Annotated in this window: 17 protein-coding genes; 16 read left to right on the top strand and 1 reads right to left on the bottom strand. The window is 46.1% G+C overall.

Annotated elements, in window-relative coordinates; genetic code table 11:
• Nucleotides 1–9 precede the first annotated feature (9 nt).
• Complete coding sequence (locus ACMXYP_RS15390; RefSeq protein WP_415882515.1) at nucleotides 10–1,602, bottom strand: hypothetical protein; 1,593 nt, start codon at nucleotides 1,600–1,602, stop codon at nucleotides 10–12.
• Nucleotides 1,603–1,814: 212 nt separating this feature from the next.
• Between ACMXYP_RS15390 and ACMXYP_RS15385 the strand changes: the two genes are divergently transcribed.
• The 16 genes from ACMXYP_RS15385 to ACMXYP_RS15310 all read left to right on the top strand — a co-directional run bounded on the left by ACMXYP_RS15385 (nucleotide 1,815) and on the right by ACMXYP_RS15310 (nucleotide 15,642).
• Complete coding sequence (locus ACMXYP_RS15385) at nucleotides 1,815–3,071, top strand: glutamate-5-semialdehyde dehydrogenase (RefSeq protein ID WP_415882514.1); 1,257 nt, start codon at nucleotides 1,815–1,817, stop codon at nucleotides 3,069–3,071.
• Nucleotides 3,072–3,079: 8 nt separating this feature from the next.
• Nucleotides 3,080–3,730, top strand: coding sequence for a nicotinate-nucleotide adenylyltransferase (nadD, locus tag ACMXYP_RS15380; protein ID WP_415882513.1), 651 nt, complete (start codon nucleotides 3,080–3,082; stop codon nucleotides 3,728–3,730).
• 9 nt (nucleotides 3,731–3,739) lie between these two features.
• Nucleotides 3,740–4,072 (top strand): ribosome silencing factor, encoded by a 333-nt coding sequence (rsfS, locus tag ACMXYP_RS15375; protein WP_415882512.1) that lies wholly within the window; start codon nucleotides 3,740–3,742, stop codon nucleotides 4,070–4,072.
• A gap of 8 nt (nucleotides 4,073–4,080) precedes the next feature.
• Entirely contained in the window at nucleotides 4,081–4,548 is a 468-nt protein-coding gene (gene rlmH / locus ACMXYP_RS15370; RefSeq protein ID WP_415882511.1) for a 23S rRNA (pseudouridine(1915)-N(3))-methyltransferase RlmH, read from the top strand.
• A 15-nt stretch (nucleotides 4,549–4,563) separates the two neighbouring features.
• Nucleotides 4,564–6,471 (top strand): penicillin-binding protein 2, encoded by a 1,908-nt coding sequence (gene mrdA, locus ACMXYP_RS15365; RefSeq protein ID WP_415882510.1) that lies wholly within the window; start codon nucleotides 4,564–4,566, stop codon nucleotides 6,469–6,471.
• Nucleotides 6,471–7,610, top strand: a complete 1,140-nt coding sequence (gene rodA, locus ACMXYP_RS15360) for a rod shape-determining protein RodA (RefSeq protein WP_415884684.1) — start codon at nucleotides 6,471–6,473, stop codon at nucleotides 7,608–7,610. Before mrdA ends, rodA begins: the two co-directional genes overlap by 1 nt.
• Before the next feature lie 80 nt (nucleotides 7,611–7,690).
• Nucleotides 7,691–8,902, top strand: a complete 1,212-nt coding sequence (mltB, locus tag ACMXYP_RS15355) for a lytic murein transglycosylase B (protein WP_415882509.1) — start codon at nucleotides 7,691–7,693, stop codon at nucleotides 8,900–8,902.
• An 18-nt stretch (nucleotides 8,903–8,920) separates the two neighbouring features.
• Nucleotides 8,921–9,751, top strand: a complete 831-nt coding sequence (locus ACMXYP_RS15350) for a septal ring lytic transglycosylase RlpA family protein (protein WP_415882508.1) — start codon at nucleotides 8,921–8,923, stop codon at nucleotides 9,749–9,751.
• A 103-nt stretch (nucleotides 9,752–9,854) separates the two neighbouring features.
• Nucleotides 9,855–11,012: a D-alanyl-D-alanine carboxypeptidase family protein gene (locus tag ACMXYP_RS15345; RefSeq protein WP_415882507.1), complete on the top strand. Its 1,158-nt coding sequence runs from the start codon at nucleotides 9,855–9,857 to the stop codon at nucleotides 11,010–11,012.
• An 80-nt stretch (nucleotides 11,013–11,092) separates the two neighbouring features.
• Nucleotides 11,093–11,959 carry an aminotransferase class IV gene (locus tag ACMXYP_RS15340; protein ID WP_415882506.1) on the top strand — a complete coding sequence of 289 codons (867 nt, stop codon included), beginning with the start codon at nucleotides 11,093–11,095 and terminating at the stop codon, nucleotides 11,957–11,959.
• A 9-nt stretch (nucleotides 11,960–11,968) separates the two neighbouring features.
• Nucleotides 11,969–12,247: a YbeD family protein gene (locus ACMXYP_RS15335; RefSeq protein WP_415882505.1), complete on the top strand. Its 279-nt coding sequence runs from the start codon at nucleotides 11,969–11,971 to the stop codon at nucleotides 12,245–12,247.
• Nucleotides 12,247–12,894 carry a lipoyl(octanoyl) transferase LipB gene (gene lipB / locus ACMXYP_RS15330; RefSeq protein ID WP_415882504.1) on the top strand — a complete coding sequence of 216 codons (648 nt, stop codon included), beginning with the start codon at nucleotides 12,247–12,249 and terminating at the stop codon, nucleotides 12,892–12,894. The genes ACMXYP_RS15335 and lipB overlap by 1 nt, the downstream gene beginning before the upstream one ends.
• A 6-nt stretch (nucleotides 12,895–12,900) precedes the next feature.
• Nucleotides 12,901–13,884: a lipoyl synthase gene (lipA, locus tag ACMXYP_RS15325; RefSeq protein ID WP_415882503.1), complete on the top strand. Its 984-nt coding sequence runs from the start codon at nucleotides 12,901–12,903 to the stop codon at nucleotides 13,882–13,884.
• A 253-nt stretch (nucleotides 13,885–14,137) separates the two neighbouring features.
• Nucleotides 14,138–14,575 (top strand): OsmC family protein, encoded by a 438-nt coding sequence (locus ACMXYP_RS15320; RefSeq protein WP_415882502.1) that lies wholly within the window; start codon nucleotides 14,138–14,140, stop codon nucleotides 14,573–14,575.
• An 81-nt stretch (nucleotides 14,576–14,656) separates the two neighbouring features.
• Nucleotides 14,657–15,049 (top strand): hypothetical protein, encoded by a 393-nt coding sequence (locus ACMXYP_RS15315; RefSeq protein ID WP_415882500.1) that lies wholly within the window; start codon nucleotides 14,657–14,659, stop codon nucleotides 15,047–15,049.
• Nucleotides 15,050–15,069: 20 nt separating this feature from the next.
• Nucleotides 15,070–15,642 carry a lysophospholipid acyltransferase family protein gene (locus ACMXYP_RS15310; protein ID WP_415882499.1) on the top strand — a complete coding sequence of 191 codons (573 nt, stop codon included), beginning with the start codon at nucleotides 15,070–15,072 and terminating at the stop codon, nucleotides 15,640–15,642.
• Nucleotides 15,643–15,656: the final 14 nt, after the last annotated feature.

Genomic DNA, 15,656 nt, shown 5'->3' with positions numbered 1-15,656 from the left:
CCGTCTTGATTAAGACTTTTTAAAGATCTTGGTTAACAGGTGATTCGCTTGTTTCTGTAGTAGTGTTTGATGCTTAGGTGTGACTTTAAGTAGCAATACTTTATCTTCATCTTCGCGCCTAATATCGGCTTCTTGCAACATCGCCTCTTTCAGAAGCGGGGCTTCAGTCAGCGCGGTATGGCTGATCAGATCGTTGCTGTTAGTGGTGCGTGTTAGGAAGTGAGCTTCCTCTTTTACCAGATCATGTTTGTCATGATGGCCGCGAGCGAGGGACATCTGCAGACTCAGTACTGGCTGGAAACCGCGAATACGAGAGTGGTTGAAGCCTTTGTATAACAGGTTGAATAGCTGGCCTGCGCAGAGTGCGTTAATACCGTGGCTATCCTTTTCATCTCTTAATTCAAAGCGCAGCAGAATATCTTTATTAGGCAATTGCTCGCAGGCGCCGTTATAGATACGTGCGACCTGTTTTGCCAAGTGATGATATACATTCAGCAGTGTGGCCTTTTCGTCAGGCTCCATATTATCGCTGCTGGCGGTATTGGCATCGATATAGAACAGATAGATGGCATCTTGCGGCGTTAGGATCAGTTCTAGCTCTTGCTCAAAGCTATAAAGGTCCAGCTGCTCCTCATGACGCTCACTCATGCTCTTCAGTAGAGGGTTCTCGCGCATCGGCGTATGAGTTTCTTGTGCGTTTACCGGTTCTTCTTCAAGCACCAATGTTTCAACGGTATTTGCTACGGTTTCGTCGAGTTGCTGTGGTTGATGCTCAAATTTTGGCATCTGCTGCTGAGTGCTTGGTGCCGGTTTGAGAAGATCGACCAATTCGTGCGTGTGTAGTAGATCAGAAGCTTTTTGGTTTGGTGCTTGTGGCTCTGATATGGCTTTGGGAGCGGCATCAGGCCCCGTTTCAGTATTATCTTGAATTAGGTTTTCTGCCTCTGTAGATGGCCTAATAACAGGTGCTGCTTCGCTAGAAGTTTGCGTGCTTTCAACTGCGAGCTGCTCTTGGGTTTCAGAGTTACCGATTTCTGCTGTTGCGGAGCCGATAGTGACAGTGTCTTCGGCAATCTCTTGAGGTGTGCTTTCAGCAGGCGTCTGAGTAGCCAGCGTATCGGAGAACGAAGGCTCAAACTTTTCTTCTTCATCTGCGCTGCTCTCAGAGATGAATTTATCTGATCGGGTAAAGAACCAACTGGTTGTCAGCAGTAAAATCGCGGTGAAGGTAGCGATGATCAGTAAAGGCCAGAGCTGGCTGCGCAGTAACTGCTCGACAGGGCCGCTGTCCAACCAGATTGTTACTGTACCAATGGTCTTTTCTTGTTGAATTAGCTGCTGTTGCAAAGTTTGCTGGCTGGACTTACCTGCGCGTGCGAGGGTGAAGCCATTTGCATCTTGTACATGTAGGCCGCCAACATACTCAAGCTGGGTTAATTCGCTGAGTAAATAGTTAAGGCTGACGCGATCATCCGAGAGAAGCAGTGGGCGGATCAAAAGTTCACTTTGTTTAGCGATGTTCTGCCCGATGATTTGCGTCTCGTGCACCGCTTGTCGGCTGGTAGCTAAGTGCATGTAGAGAATGCTGACGATAAAACCCACCAATAGCACTATGCCCAAGGATAGCGTCAGATTCCTTCTGAAATTAGGCTTTGATTTGGCGTTGTTAGTCACAGTCAGTGTTAGCTCAAAAACGGATGCAGGGGCAAATAATAACAGGTCATTCTACCGAGGGTGAATATGATTTGCATTAGAGGTATAACCCAAGTGTCCCTGACGCTATAATAAAGGGCTTATCGATAGGAAGGACAGCAATGAACGTACAAGAATATATGATTCAGCTAGGTGAAAATGCCCGTGCAGCGGCGCGCCTAGTCGCTAAGGCAGACACTAACCTAAAAAATCAGGCGTTGTTGGCAATGGCTGATGCTATCGATAGTAGCCGACCGGCACTGCGTGAAGCGAATGCAAAAGACTTAGACAATGGTCGTTCAAACGGTTTGGACGATGCCATGTTAGATCGCCTTGAGCTAACCGATGCTCGTATCGATACTATGATCGAGGGTCTACGTCAGGTTGCAGCTTTACCAGATCCAGTAGGCGCGATCACTGATCTTAAATACCTACCGAGTGGTATCCAGGTAGGTAAAATGCGTGTACCGCTAGGCGTGATCGGTATTATTTATGAGTCTCGTCCAAACGTAACGGTTGAAGCAGCGAGTCTGTGCCTAAAATCCGGTAACGCGACGATTCTTCGTGGTGGCTCAGAAGCGATTCATTCCAACCAAGCGGTAGCCGAGTGCATCCGTAAAGGTTTGAGTGCAGCGGGCTTACCTGAAAATGCAGTACAGGTTGTTGAAACGACTGACCGTGAAGCGGTTGGTCAGATGATTACAATGCCAGAATACGTGGATGTGATTGTTCCACGTGGTGGTAAAGGTTTGATCGAGCGTATCAGTCGCGATGCGAAAGTGACGGTAATTAAGCACTTGGACGGCATCTGCCATGTTTATATTGATGAGCAGGCGGATAAAGGCAAAGCAGTGAACGTTGCTTTGAACGCTAAGACACATCGCTACGGCACTTGTAACACTATGGAAACGCTATTGGTGCATGCCAATATTGCAGCTGAAGTACTACCTGAACTAGCGGAGCGCTATCAGGCTGTAGGAGTTGAACTGCGTGGTTGTGAGCGCACTAAGGCTCTGTTGCCATTTATCAATGATGCGACAGAAGAAGATTGGGTAACTGAATACCTAGCGCCGGTTTTGGCAATTAAGTTGGTAGACGATATGGATGAAGCGATTCGTCATATCAACCGTTACGGTTCACACCACACAGATTCGATCATTACTGAGAACTACACTAAGTCACGCGCTTTCTTACGTGAAGTAGATTCCAGCTCGGTAATGGTTAATGCCTCAACCCGTTTTGCGGATGGTTTTGAGTACGGTCTAGGTGCTGAAATTGGTATCTCTACTGACAAGATTCATGCACGCGGTCCGGTAGGTTTGGATGGATTGACCTCCGAGAAGTACGTTGTACTAGGTGATGGTCACATCCGTCAGTAACTTAGATTATGAAAGCGAACGCTTTTGCTTTTATGGGTGGGACTTTTGATCCCATCCATAATGGCCATCTGAGAACGGCTCTGGAATTACAGCATTGGTTAGGCGTGGATCAGCTCTGTTTGATCCCTTCTAAAACCCCAGTGCACAGAGTGACTCCAGGTCGAACCTCTGAACAACGTTTAGAGATGGTGAAGTTGGCGGTAGCCGATGAACCAAGCTTATGTGCTGATGATCGAGAAATCAGTTCTGAACAGCCTTCTTATTCATTCCTGACACTGCAGGGATTACGTTCTGAATTAGGTGATCAATGCCCAATCTTTATGATCATGGGTATGGATTCTTATATGACGTTACCCAGCTGGTATGAATGGGATAAGTTTACCGATTACTGTCATATCGTAGTGGTAAAACGGCCTGGCTATGATCTGCCTACAGATGGCGAGATTAAAGAATTTACAGATGAGCATAAGGCTCAAAACTTGGAACAGGCGATGGCGCTACCGGCGGGCAAAGTGCTGTTTCATGAGCTGACTCCCTTAGGGATATCAGCAACGCAGATCCGCGAAACCATAGCGCAGGGCTTGTCGCCTCGTTATCTGTTTCCAGATGGGGTCTGGCAATATATTCAAGATAACCGTTTATACGGTTTAACTAACTGAAGTGAAATAATGCAAGCTGAAAAAGTTTTAGAACTAGTGCACGCAGCACTAGAAGATATGAAGGCCAAAGAGATTGTCGATCTTGATGTCCGTGGTCGTTCAACCGTAACTGATTACATGGTAATCGCGAGCGGTACATCTAAGCGTCATGTTGGGTCTATCGGCGAAGAAGTGGTTGTTAAGCTGAAAGAAGCAGGCGTGATGCCACTAGGTTCTGAAGGCCAGGGCGTAAGTGACTGGATTCTTGTGGATCTAGGCGATGTGGTTGTTCACGTAATGATGCCAGATGCGCGTGACTTCTATGATCTAGAACGCCTGTGGGGCGTTGACGCAGAAGCGTAGAACTTTTTATGAAAATCCGGATCATAGCTGTGGGTGGCAAGATGCCTTCGTGGGTAAACGAAGGTTATCAGGAATATACCAAGCGTCTACCTGCAGATTTTCAGATTGAGATGATCGAAATTCCGTTAGGGCATCGAGGTAAGAGCAGTGATGTTGCTCGTGCTAAGAAGCAGGAAGGAGATCAGATGTTGGCGGCGATACCTAAAGGCGACCGAATTATTGCTTTGGAAGTGTTAGGTAAAAACTGGTCAACCGAAAAACTGGCGTCACAAGTGGAAGACTGGCGTATGGATGGCCGTAATATCAGTCTACTCATTGGAGGCCCGGATGGTCTGGATAGCCGTTGTTCTGCAATGGCAGATCAGAAATGGTCGTTGTCTGCACTGACGTTACCGCATCCGCTTGTGCGGGTGATGTTAGCAGAACAACTTTATCGTGCCTGGACGGTCATTCAGGGACATCCTTACCACAAGTAGAAGAACGCTAGGAATATGGCAGCAGAGCGCCTCAAGGATCACTCGAAAGAAAGCCGCACATTTAAGTTTCGTGCGGCTTTGGCGTTTTTTATCGTGGTCATTATGCTCGGGATTCTACTTGGGCGTATCTATTATCTTCAGGTTATTGAGCACGACCGCTATGTGGCGATGTCGGAAGATAACCGTGTCCAACTTCAGCCAGTACCGCCGACGCGAGGTTTAATCTACGACCGCAACGGGGTGCTGTTAGCGGATAACCGCCCTAGTTACAGTGTCACGCTTCTTAAAGAAGAGGTGAAAGACATTGAGAAAACCCTAGTCGATCTGCAAGCACTGATCCCCATTACCGATCGTGAAGTTGAGCGTTTCAAAAAGCGCCTAAAACAGCGTCGTCGACCTTTCCAATCGGTGCCTGTGCGCTTTCGTTTAACGGAAGAAGAGATCGCGAAAATATCGGTTAATTACCATCGCTTACCGGGTGTACGTGTAGAGGCAGAGCTAATCCGTTACTACCCCTATGGTGAAACATTGGTTCACGCCATGGGTTATGTAGGCCGAATCAACGAGAAAGAGCTCAAGCGTGTTGATCAGGATAACTATGCTGCGACTCACTATATCGGCAAACTCGGTATTGAAAAGTTCTATGAGGATCAGTTGCATGGCGAGGTGGGTTTCCAAAAAGTAGAAACCAATGCTCGTGGTCGGGTGATGCGTATTCTGGAACGGACGGACCCTAAACCGGGTAAAGATCTAGTTTTGCACTTGGATCTTAGACTGCAACAGATTACGGAGAAACTGCTGGAAGGCCGACGCGCCTCGGTTGTGGCGATGGACCCGAAAACCGGCGGTATCTTAACCTTAGTATCGACTCCGGCTTACGATCCGAACTTGTTTGTGACGGGTATTTCGTCGAAGGATTATTCGGCGTTAAGGGAATCGAGAGATCTGCCATTGTTTAACCGTGCTATCCGCGGTGGTTATCCTCCTGGTTCGACCATTAAGCAGATTGTCGCTTTAGCCGCGATCGATACCGGTGTAGTAAAACCATCCTATAGGGTCTTTGATCCCGGTTTTTACCAGATCACCCGTGGCGGTCGTAAATATAGGGATTGGAAGCGAACAGGCCATGGTTGGGTTGATATGTACGATTCCCTCGCGCAATCTTGTGACGTTTGGTATTACGATGTTGCTCATAAAATGGGTGTCGATCCGATGTCTGATTATTTGGGTAAGTTTGGCTTTGGCCAAGTCACCAGTTTGGACTTGCCAGAAGCGATCGGTGCTATTTTGCCTTCTCGTGAGTGGAAAAAGCGTGCGCGTAAAACTCCTTGGTATACCGGTGACTCTCTTAATATGAGTATCGGACAGGGCTTCTTTGTCGCAACACCATTGCAGTTAGCAACGGCGACGGCAGTTGTTGCCAATCGTGGTAAGTGGCACTCACCTCGCATGCTACAAGGCATAAAAGAGGTTGATGAAAATAATGCTTCAAGTTTAAGTATGCCGGATATTGCGGGGGTTAAACGCCCACTACCGGATGTCGTACTGAACAACGATAAGCATTGGAATGACATTATTAAAGGCATGCGTGAAGTAATGCATGGAAAGCGTGGTACTGCACGCAGTTCTGGCGCAAATTCAGCTTATGAAATTGCCGGTAAAACCGGTACTGCGCAGGTAGTCGGTATCAAACAGGATGAAGAGTACGATGCTGAAAAACTGGCTGAAATTCACCGTGACCATGCTTTATTTGTAGCTTTTGCGCCTATTGATGATCCAAAAATCGCGATCTCGGTCATTGTTGAAAATGGCGGAGGCGGTTCCAGTACGGCTGCGCCTATTGCGCGTCAAGTGATGGATGCGTATTTACTCGGTATCGATCCTTTTGCTGAAGAAGCGGAGCTGGAGGTGGCTGCACGATGATGGGACGTGAATTTGAACGCTATATGCCAGAAGCGCATGATCATCTGCGTCAACGTCCAAGCTTGTGGAGTTACACCAACTTAGATGGTTGGCTGTTATTGCTTCTGCTTGCTCTGTGCGGCTTTGGCCTATTTATTCTGTACAGCGCCTCAGGCCAAGATATGGGCTATGTTTCCCGTCAGGCGATCCGTATGGGTGTAGGCTTCTTTGTCATGATTGTCTTGGCGCAGTTTACTCCGAGGTTTCTTGGGCGATGGGCGCCCGCGCTTTACTTGATTGGGGTCGCTCTACTTGTGTGCGTAATTCTCTTTGGTGTCGGTGCTAAAGGGGCGCAGCGTTGGATCGCTTTACCCGGCTTCAGGTTCCAGCCTTCAGAAATTATGAAGTTAGTTTTACCTCTGACAGTAGCCTTTTATCTTGCCCACAGACCACTTCCACCACGTGTTAAACATATCTTTATCAGTCTTATGCTGGTGGGTATTCCTACTGTGTTGATCATGAAACAGCCGGACTTGGGTACGTCGTTATTGATCGCTTCTTCGGGTGTTTTTGTACTGCTGCTTTCTGGGATTTTATGGCGGTATATCTTTGCAGCATTAGGTTTGGCAGCAGCTGCACTGCCGGGCCTATGGATGGTCATGAAGGATTATCAGAAACAGCGGGTATTAACCTTTTTGGATCCAGAAAGTGATCCTCTAGGCTCTGGTTGGAACATTATTCAATCGAAAACAGCGATTGGATCGGGTGGTATTTCAGGTAAGGGTTGGTTGAGCGGAACGCAGTCACAGTTGGACTTCCTGCCAGAATCTCATACTGACTTTATCATCGCGGTTGTGGCTGAGGAGATGGGATTAATTGGGGTTCTAATATTGTTAACCCTGTATCTGTTAATTATTGCGCGTGGCTTGGTGATTGCTGCTCGTGCGCCTGATAGTTTTGGTCGATTATTGGCCGGTAGTCTGATTTTAACTTTCTTTGTTTATGTTTTTGTAAATATAGGCATGGTAAGTGGTTTGCTACCAGTGGTGGGTGTACCTTTGCCATTAGTGAGTTACGGTGGTACATCGATTGTGACCCTGATGGCAGGATTTGGCATTATTATGTCGGTGCATAGTTATCGCACCATGTTGTTAAAGTAGAAGTGTGTCGGCGTTATTTTTAATAGACCGATGTTTTGGGTGTTATTTATGTTGTACGTGTTTAAGGGAGCTTTTCAGGTATGAAATCTAAATTTCTTGTATCAACGGCGGTTGCAGCAGGTGTTTTGCTGACCGGCTGTGTAGCTACGGATAAACCAGCTGAGCCAAGTGCAGAGGTTAAGCCTAAAGAGCAAACTGTTGTTAAATCAGAGGCTGCAACCAAAGAAATAGAAGTTGTTAAGCAAGAGGCTAAAGCTGAAGTTAAAGCGGTTGAAAAGCCAAAAGCTAAAACCACGAAACGCATGACGCAGGAAGAGGTTTTAGCAGCTGTTCGTGGTGGCTCTTACGCGGATTACCCACGTGCACAGCAGTTTATCGAAGAGATGAAAACGGAAGGCTTTGAAGAAGCTTACCTGCGTGATGTGTTAGGTAAAGCGGAACGTCAAACCTCCATCTTGAAAGCGATCTCCCGACCTGCAGAAGGCACCTTAAATTGGGGACAGTACCGCAACATCTTCCTTAAAGAGAAGCGTATTAACCAAGGTGTGCAGTTTTGGCAGGAAAACCGTCAGGCGCTAATGGATGCGGAAAAAGCCTACGGTGTTCCGGCGGAAATTATCGTTTCTATTATCGGTGTTGAAACTCGCTACGGGCGCATCACTGGTAGTTATCGTGTATTAGATGCGCTAGCGACCTTAGGTTTCGATTACCCTCGCCGCAGTGAATTCTTCCTAGGGCAATTAAAAGAGTATCTCTTACTGGTACGCGAAGAGCAGGTGGAGATTACTTCATTGAAAGGCTCTTATGCAGGTGCTATGGGCTATGGTCAGTTCATCCCGTCTAGCTATCGTAACTTTGCTATCGATTTTGATGAAGATGGCAAACGTGATATCTGGAAGAATAAGCGTGATGCGATTGGTAGTGTAGCTAACTACTTTGCTGAGCATAAATGGAAGCCGGGTGAGCCTGTGATTAGCTCTGTTTCTTTCCAAAAGGAAAGAGATGAGAGCTGGTACAGCGTTGGCCGTAAAGGTTTGATCCCTAAACACACGCTAGGTGAATGGCAAGCGCGTGGTGTTCAGCCGCAACTGGATCTAGATCCTGAGGGTAAAGCGATTCTGATGCGCTTAGTTATGGGTGAAGATGAGCAGTACTGGTTAGGCCTGCATAACTTCTATGTTATTACCCGTTATAACCATAGTAAGCTATACGCGATGGCTGTTTATCGCTTAAGTGAGCAGATTAAAGCTGCTTACGAGAAAGCGGAAGCAGGCCAAGTCGCTAAAAAATAATAATTTTACGAGTAGGCTATGTTACAAAAAATTGGTCTAGTTCTATTGGCAATTGCTTTGGTCGGTTGTTCTTCTACAAGTACAACGACTAATAGTGGCCGCTATTCAATGCGTCATGATAAAGCACCGGATCGCCCAGTAGATGTATCTCATGTAAAAGATGCGGTACCAAAAGTAGAGCCAAAGAGTCGTGGGGGTAATAAAAGCCCTTATACGGTATTTGGAAAACAGTATTGGGTAATGAATAGCTCGTTAGGATATAACGAGACGGGTACGGCATCTTGGTACGGCAAGAAGTTTCATGGTCATAAAACTTCTAATGGTGAAATTTATGATATGTATAAGATGTCAGCGGCCCATAAATCTTTGCCTATCCCGACTTATTTGAAAGTTACGAACCTGGCGAATAATCGTCAGGTTATTGTAAGGGTGAATGATCGTGGCCCTTTCCACGGCAACCGCATTATCGATCTGTCTTATGCTGCAGCATCTAAGCTAGATATCCTCAAATATGGTACCGGTAATGTTCGATTAGAAGCGATTGACCCAAGAGCATGGCAAAGGTCTGGAGCGGTTGTTGCAGCTACTCCAGAGCCAGCTGCAAATATTGCTGGGCGTTACCTGCAAGTGGGTGCTTACTCTAATCGAGATTCGGCTGAGTATGTGGAAAGCCAGTTACGTCCATTGTTGCCTGAACTTGCGGTATTGATTCGTCCTACGACGACTAATAACCGTACTTTGTATCGTGTACAAATTGGGCCGCTGAAGTCGGATACTTCGCTAACGGATTTAACCCAAAAAGTTGAGCAGATGGGACATAAGAACCCTCGGCTGGTGGACTTCCCTTAAGCGCTTGAGTAGAGTTATCCACGGCGTTTAAGTGGACTTTTTAAAACCTAAGGAAATGATGATCTGGCGGGTCTTCATTTCCCAAAATAAATTCTGGAAAACAATGTTTAATAAGGCTTTTAAGTACTTTTCTGTACTATTTTTGACACTGTTTGCATTCCAAGTGCATGCGGTGGCGCGTCTAATACCAGCAGAACCTCAAATCGCAGCGACTGCGTATCTTGTCGTTGATGCCGATACAGGAAAGGTTATTGCGTCTAAGAATGCTGAAAAGGCGTTTGCGCCAGCGAGCCTGACCAAAATGATGACGGCCTACATCCTTGAGTATGAATTAAGTAAAGGAAATGTAGGTGTAGATGATCTTGTACTTATCAGTGAAAAAGCATGGCGGACTCAAGGTTCGCGTATGTTTATTCGCGAAGGAACTCAAGTACGTCTAGGCGACTTGATGAAAGGGATCATTATTCAGTCTGGTAACGATGCATCTGTTGCAGTGGCTGAGCATATTGCGGGTAGTGAGCCGGCCTTTGCAGATCTGATGAATCAGCATGCGGACCTACTTGGTATGCAAAATACGAATTTCCTGAATGCGACAGGTTTGCCTGCTGAGGGCCATAAGTCATCTGCTGCGGATCTAGCAACGCTTGCTCGAGCAATCATTAATGATTTTCCTGAGCTCTACAGCATCTACTCTGAAAAGTATTTCACTTACAACAAAATCCGCCAACCAAACCGTAACAAGCTACTTTGGCGTGATAAAACTGTTGATGGTATGAAGACAGGTTACACCGATGAAGCAGGTTATTGTCTAGTGGCTTCAGCGAAGCGTGATGGTATGCGACTAATCTCTGTTGTTTTAGGTACCAGTGATGAAGAAGCTCGTGCACGTGAAACTCAGAAGTTATTGTCCTACGCTTTCCGTTACTACCGCACGCACAAGCTATACGAGAGCAATGTCGTACTGAATACAGCGAAAGTGTGGTCGGGCGTATCTGATCAACTGCGTATGGGCATTGAAGATTCACTTACAGTAACCATCCCGCGTGGGCAGGCAGATAAACTGCAAGCTACAATGGATGTAGACAAGGTTATTTCAGCGCCAATTGAAAAAGGACAAGAGCTAGGCAAAGTTCGTGTAACACTTGATGGTGCGTTGGTCGCTGAGGTGCCATTGGTAGCGATGGAAGCTGTTCCAGAAGCCGGTTTGTTAAAGCGTATTTGGCATGCCATCCTACTTTTCTTTACCAGCTTAATTGGCTAAACGCATTTAGCGTTGCCCTTTAAAACTGCACGGATGCCCACATCTATAAACGTAGATGTGGGCATTTGCGTTTAGGTGATATGAATACAGTCTATCTGAATGGCGAATTCATCCCTCAAGAGGAAGCGAAAATTTCGGTTTTTGACCGTGGCTTTCTGTTTGGGGACAGTGTTTATGAGGTGATTCCATACTATCAAGGGATAGGGTTTCGCCTGCAGGAGCATGTTGATCGTTTAGAGCATAGTTTGCGCGCAGTACGGATCAAAAGTAACTGCGATTGGATTGCCATCATGAACCAACTGGTTGAGTTGAATGGTGGGGGCAATTTGTCGGTATATCTTCAGGTTACACGAGGTAGTGCTGGTAAGCGTAGCCACGCGTACGATGATAGTTTAGAACCAACTATCTTTGCTTGTTGTTCGCCTATCAAAGATATCTGGCAAGCGGGCTGCGATGATGTGGTGCCTTTAAAAGCGATTGTCACAGAAGATCTACGTTGGCATCGCTGCGATATTAAATCCACTTGCTTGCTACCTAATATATTGGTGTTACAGCAAGCCAAAGATGAAGGGGTGGATGAGGCGCTGTTCTCCCGTGATGAAAGATTAACAGAGGGCTCAGCCTGTAACCTGTTTTTGGTGAAGCGCGGAGTTATCTACACCCCTAAACGTAGTTCAGAGATATTAGGTGGCATTACCCGAGAGCTTATTCTTGAATTGTCAGACCAGTATGCGATTCAATATCAGGAGATTGATATTGATTATGATAAGTTACTGGCTGCGGATGAGGTTTGGGTGTCCAGTTCCACCCGAGGTATAGTGCCTATAATTGAAGTTGATGGTCATCAGATTGGTGATGGCCAGAAAGGTCCGGTTTGGCGGAAGATTTTTGAGAAGTTTTCTGAGTATCAACGGCAGTTGATGACCGGTAAGCCAACAGAGAATTAGACAGAGTTTATGACAGACAAGCAGCAAGAACCGCCAAAGATCGAATTTCCATGTCCTGATTATCCAATTAAAGTAGTTGGGGTAAATAGTGAAGATTTTCGCGGTCACGTTATCGAAATTGTGCAGATTCATGTTCCGGATCTGGATATCTCTCAGGTAACTTTGCAGGATAGCCGTAAAGGCACATTCCAATCCGTGCGTTTTAAAATTACAGCGCAGAGTGTCGAGCAGCTTAAAGCTTTACATGAAGCGCTAATCGCGTCTGATCGCGTAAAAATGGTGATCTGATGAGCCCTGATCAGCTAATTGTCAGGGATTTAGGTTTACAGCCTTACGAACCAACATGGCAGCGGATGCAAGATTTCACTAATGAGCGTGATGACTCGGTCGTGGATGAAATTTGGTCGCTGCAACATGAGCCTGTGTTTACACAGGGGCAAGCAGGTAAAGAGGAGCACCTGTTAGGTACGGGGGATATTCCGGTTGTTCAGGTGGATCGGGGTGGTCAAGTCACTTACCACGGCCCTGGACAGGCAATTATCTACCTGCTGCTGAATTTAAAACGTAAGAAATTAGGTGTGCGTGAACTGGTTTCAATTATGGAAGAATCTGTGGTTGAAACAGTCCAGTCCTATGGCATAGACGCTTATGCTAAACCGGATGCACCCGGCGTTTATGTGGATAATAGTAAAATTGCATCCTTAGGCCTTAGGGTTCGCCGAGGTTGCTCTTTCCATGGTTTGGCACTTAACCTTGCTATGAATTTAGAACCCTTTTTAAGAATCAACCCATGTGGCTATGCCGGTATGGCGATGACACAACTTGACGCGTTAACTTCTGACCTTGATCAGGTTGAGGCAACGCAGCGTCTTCTAGATATCCTTATTACCAAGCTAGGGTATAAAGAAGTCACTCGACAAACTACTCTGGATTAAGCCTAGATGTCATTAGATAACAATAACGAAGTAAAGAAGAAGCGGGTAGAGCAGGGCGTTAAATTGCGTGGCGCCGATAAAGTTGATCGAATTCCTATTAAGGTAATTCCAACGGAGAAAGAAGATATGCCGCGTAAGCCTGATTGGCTGCGTGTGCGGATGGGATCAAGTGCAAAAGTGGACAGTATCAAACAGAAGCTGCGTAAGCATAAGCTCGCGTCTGTTTGTGAAGAAGCAAGCTGCCCTAACTTAGGCGAATGCTTTAGTCATGGTACAGCGACCTTTATGATTATGGGTGATATCTGTACCCGTCGTTGCCCATTCTGTGACGTAGCTCACGGCCGTCCAAATGCTCTAGACGAGAATGAGCCTAGAGAGATGGCAGAAGCGATCGCGGATATGGAGTTGCGCTATGTCGTAGTAACTTCAGTTGACCGTGATGATCTTCGCGATGGTGGTGCTCAGCACTTTGCTAATTGCGTTAGTGAAACGCGTCAGCGTATTCCATCTATCGAGATGGAGATCCTAGTACCTGACTTCCGTGGTCGTATGGATATCGCGATCGATATCCTTACTGAAACACCGCCGGATGTTTTTAACCACAATATGGAAACTGTACCCCGCCTATATAAAGCGGTACGTCCAGGTTCTGATTATGAGTGGTCTCTACGCTTGTTGAAAAAATACAAAGCGAAGAACCCAGATGTACGTACCAAGTCTGGCTTGATGGTAGGCATTGGTGAAACCAATGAAGAGATCATTGAGGTAATGAAAGACCTACGTGCTCATGATGTGGATATGTTAACAATCGGTCAATATCTACAACCAAGCCGTTCACACCTTAAGGTAGAGCGCTTTGTGACGCCTGAAGAGTTTGATGAGTTTAGCCGCATTGCAAAAGAACTTGGTTTCAAACATGCTGCGTGTGGCCCTTTGGTTCGTTCCTCTTACCATGCCGATCTACAAGCGAAGGGTGAAAAGGTAGGTTAATATCCCTCCTTTAACGTTAAGTTATCCACAAAGGCCGTTTTTAGAACGGCCTTTTTTATTGCTAGTGGCCTAAGGTCATCCCAGCGAAGGCAGGAATCTAGATTAGGTTTTGGTAGTTATAGCTGATATTGGTTCTTAGGTCCGCTGCTCTTATAGCTATTTGTTCTTATCCTTATAACTTAAAAATCTATATATTAGGGTTATCTAATATTTGTTCTGCCTAAGGCAGTAAAGATTAAAACTAAGGTTAATTATGAGTACTAAAACCATCTCTGTGACTGCCACTATGAATGCGGGTTGGGCTATCCACGCGGATATCCGTGACCACCAAGTAACGATCGATCAACCGCAGGCGAGCGGTGGCACCAATGAAGGCCCTACACCACTTGAGTACTTCCTGTTCTCTTTAGCCGGTTGTATCGGCTCAATCGCACGAATTGCTGCGAATCAGGAAAAGATCGAACTACGTAGTATGCAGATTCAAGTCGATGGCGATCTAAACCCAATGGGGCTTATGGGCAAAGAAACAGAAGATCGTGTTGGCTTTCAGACGATTAGCGTTCAAGCAAAGATCGATGCTGATCTCAGCGAAACCGAGAAACAAGCGTTCTTAGATAGAGTCTGTGTACGTTGTCCGCTGCACGACAATATCAAGTTGGAAACTGAAGTTCTGCACCAATATATCGGGTAGGCTTTTCGAATGAGTTGTCGTAACTTTTAAGGCTTAAATTAGGGCATTAACTCCTTAGCGGCAACTCGTTATACTGCCCTTATGATCAAATTTCTAGCTCCACTTGTCTTCTTAGTGCTATCCGGCTGTACTCCATATGTTCAGCCAACAAACACGCCAGCCGAACTTGATCAAATCACTGTTACAAATCTATCCAATCAGACTTTGACCAGTGTTCGGATCGAAGTTTTATCCACAAGGAGTAAAATTGTTTGTCAGCAGGTTGCTCCAAATGGTTTTTGCGCGTTTCGATTTAAAGCGCGACCTTTACGTGGAGAGACTGCGCAGATCGATTGGCAGATTGGTGATCAGCAGTGGTATGAGTCTATCAGTGCTAAGGATGTGAAAATTTCGCAAGGTTGGCACCAAGTAAAGTTAAACCTGACGCTAACTTCAGATGGTCAGGCTAAAATAATAGCTGTTGAGTCAAATTAAACGCCTTTATCGGGGATGTAATGTTACATAAAACGATGTTTTCCACCCCTGTGGTTCAGCCTTGTTTGCGCTGGTTCTCTCGAACTGTTCTGAAACTGTTGGGCTGGAAGGTTGTGGGTAATATCCCCAAAGAGTTAAAGCAGTGTGTTGTGATTGGTGCCCCCCATACTACTAACTGGGATATGCCGTTTAGCTTGATGGTAGCTTTCTCGCTGGATGTACCGCTCTATTGGGTGGGAAAGGACAGTATCTTTAAATTTCCTTTTGGCGGTTTGATGCGCTGGATGGGAGGAATTCCGGTTGATCGAAGCAAGTCGAACAATATGGTTGAAGCAACGGTGCAACAATTTGATCAACATGCCGAACTGCGGATTATGATGTCCCCCGAAGGCACGCGCTCTAAAGTGGATAAATGGAAATCCGGTTTCTACTATATTGCTCATGGGGCAGGTGTGCCGATTGCCTTGGGCTTTATCGATTACAAGCAGAAGAAGGCGGGGGTGCTAGGTAGCTTCGAAACCAGCGGCGATTATGAGGCTGATTTGGCAAAGATTTTTGAACAATATGGGGATTATCTACATCCCACTCAGTAATAAGTTAAAGGGGG

The sequence above is a fragment of the Neptuniibacter sp. QD34_54 genome (assembly GCF_047778055.1).
In the GTDB taxonomy this organism is placed as follows: domain Bacteria; phylum Pseudomonadota; class Gammaproteobacteria; order Pseudomonadales; family Balneatricaceae; genus Neptuniibacter.
The sequence above is the reverse complement of the archived record's forward strand: the minus strand, read 5'-3'. Positions and strand labels throughout refer to the sequence as shown.

What these genes read in the sequence shown, in the direction of transcription:
- ACMXYP_RS15385 (WP_415882514.1), top strand. Translation starts at nt 1,815, where the DNA reads ATGAACGTACAAGAATATATGATTCAGCTAGGTGAAAATGCCCGTGCA.
- nadD (WP_415882513.1), top strand. Translation starts at nt 3,080, where the DNA reads ATGAAAGCGAACGCTTTTGCTTTTATGGGTGGGACTTTTGATCCCATC.
- rsfS (WP_415882512.1), top strand. Translation starts at nt 3,740, where the DNA reads ATGCAAGCTGAAAAAGTTTTAGAACTAGTGCACGCAGCACTAGAAGAT.
- rlmH (WP_415882511.1), top strand. Translation starts at nt 4,081, where the DNA reads ATGAAAATCCGGATCATAGCTGTGGGTGGCAAGATGCCTTCGTGGGTA.
- mrdA (WP_415882510.1), top strand. Translation starts at nt 4,564, where the DNA reads ATGGCAGCAGAGCGCCTCAAGGATCACTCGAAAGAAAGCCGCACATTT.
- rodA (WP_415884684.1), top strand. Translation starts at nt 6,471, where the DNA reads ATGGGACGTGAATTTGAACGCTATATGCCAGAAGCGCATGATCATCTG.
- mltB (WP_415882509.1), top strand. Translation starts at nt 7,691, where the DNA reads ATGAAATCTAAATTTCTTGTATCAACGGCGGTTGCAGCAGGTGTTTTG.
- ACMXYP_RS15350 (WP_415882508.1), top strand. Translation starts at nt 8,921, where the DNA reads ATGTTACAAAAAATTGGTCTAGTTCTATTGGCAATTGCTTTGGTCGGT.
- ACMXYP_RS15345 (WP_415882507.1), top strand. Translation starts at nt 9,855, where the DNA reads ATGTTTAATAAGGCTTTTAAGTACTTTTCTGTACTATTTTTGACACTG.
- ACMXYP_RS15340 (WP_415882506.1), top strand. Translation starts at nt 11,093, where the DNA reads ATGAATACAGTCTATCTGAATGGCGAATTCATCCCTCAAGAGGAAGCG.
- ACMXYP_RS15335 (WP_415882505.1), top strand. Translation starts at nt 11,969, where the DNA reads ATGACAGACAAGCAGCAAGAACCGCCAAAGATCGAATTTCCATGTCCT.
- lipB (WP_415882504.1), top strand. Translation starts at nt 12,247, where the DNA reads ATGAGCCCTGATCAGCTAATTGTCAGGGATTTAGGTTTACAGCCTTAC.
- lipA (WP_415882503.1), top strand. Translation starts at nt 12,901, where the DNA reads ATGTCATTAGATAACAATAACGAAGTAAAGAAGAAGCGGGTAGAGCAG.
- ACMXYP_RS15320 (WP_415882502.1), top strand. Translation starts at nt 14,138, where the DNA reads ATGAGTACTAAAACCATCTCTGTGACTGCCACTATGAATGCGGGTTGG.
- ACMXYP_RS15315 (WP_415882500.1), top strand. Translation starts at nt 14,657, where the DNA reads ATGATCAAATTTCTAGCTCCACTTGTCTTCTTAGTGCTATCCGGCTGT.
- ACMXYP_RS15310 (WP_415882499.1), top strand. Translation starts at nt 15,070, where the DNA reads ATGTTACATAAAACGATGTTTTCCACCCCTGTGGTTCAGCCTTGTTTG.